Source organism: Actinobaculum sp. 352 (genome assembly GCF_003957265.1).
Lineage (GTDB): Bacteria > Actinomycetota > Actinomycetes > Actinomycetales > Actinomycetaceae > Asp313.
Map to the genome: position 1 here is coordinate 1 of NZ_RQSN01000036.1, position 1,291 is coordinate 1,291.

General features: G+C 62.0%; 1 protein-coding gene. It reads right to left on the reverse strand.

Annotated features, from left to right (window positions below):
* Positions 1–115 precede the first annotated feature (115 nt).
* Positions 116–1,291 (reverse strand): site-specific integrase (locus EKN07_RS12390; protein WP_206435738.1); only part of this gene is annotated, 1,176 nt, incomplete at its 5' end.

Genomic DNA, 1,291 nt, shown 5'->3' on the forward strand with positions numbered 1-1,291 from the left:
GGCGGCGACGGCGTCGAGCTGGCCGAGGACACCGCGACCGACTAACCTGCCCTTCCCCTGACTATTCCGGCCCTATCCTTCCATGCGGGAGGATAGGGCCGGCTTTTCATGCCTACTATTCGATGAGTGGCACGGCCGGTGCAATCGCGGCCTCCATGGCTTCCGCCGCACCGGCCCACGCGTCCTGGGACAAGTGCCCATACGTGTCCACCGTCGTCGTGATCGACTCATGTCCGAGTCGGCGTTGGATCACGGGCAGGGGTACACCGGCGGCGATGAGTGTAGACGCGTGAGAGTGCCGCAAATCGTGCAGGCGAGGACGGACGGCGAGCCCCGCTGCCTCACACGCCGGATGCAAATACCGGTGAGTCAAATGCTCCGCACGTAACGGGCCTGTGCCGCTGGCCGGAGGGAATACTCTGTCGCCGTCGGCGAGACCGTCTAGGAGTGGTGTCATGATGCGCACTGTTGACTCGGGCAGGGAGATGGTCCGGTAGGCGGCCTTGGATTTCGGCGCCCCAATATACCGGCGGCCGCCGTCGCCTCGCTTCCATGCTCGAGAGATCCTCACAGTAGGCGGCTGTGCTTCTAGTGAGAAGTCTGCTTTGATGAGCGCGGTGGCTTCACCCCAGCGCATGCCTGTCGTATACAGCAAGACGATCAGCGGGTGCAGTTGTTCTAGCAGGTGTGTGAGCATGCGTGTGAACTGGTCAGGTGTTAGGAAGACCATTTCACGGCGTGGCTGGTCATCAGCGATTTTCACGCCGCGAGCCACATTTGCTGGGATGACGCCCTGTTGCACCTGCCAGTCAAGCACGGAGGACAGGAGTCCGTGCGCGTTCCGGATTGTCTTCGTCGCGTACGGCTTCCCGTTCCTGCTGGTTTGGTGGCGTTGCCACGCGACCCATTCTTCGACGTGTCGGCGGGTGAGGGCTTGGATGGGGAAGAAGCCGAGCCGGGGAAGCCAGTAGCGTTCCGCGACTCTCCGGTATTCCCAGCCGGTGCCATGGGCTGCGTGCGACTCTATGTGGGTGATGTAGTCATCAAGGGCTGCCTCCAGGGTGATGATCTGGGGTGTTGTGGTGGTGACCTCTCGGATTCGTCTGGCGTCGGCGCCGCCGACACGGTCAACTAGGTCAGCGAACTGGTAGGCGTCTTCGATGCTTTCGAATGATTCGTTGACGGGGTTGCTGTTGGGGCGGAGTCTGAAGCGGACCCGGAAGACGGGGGTGCCGTCGGATCGTATATGAGTGTGTATGTGCGCCATCGTCACCTCACTATGCCAAACCCA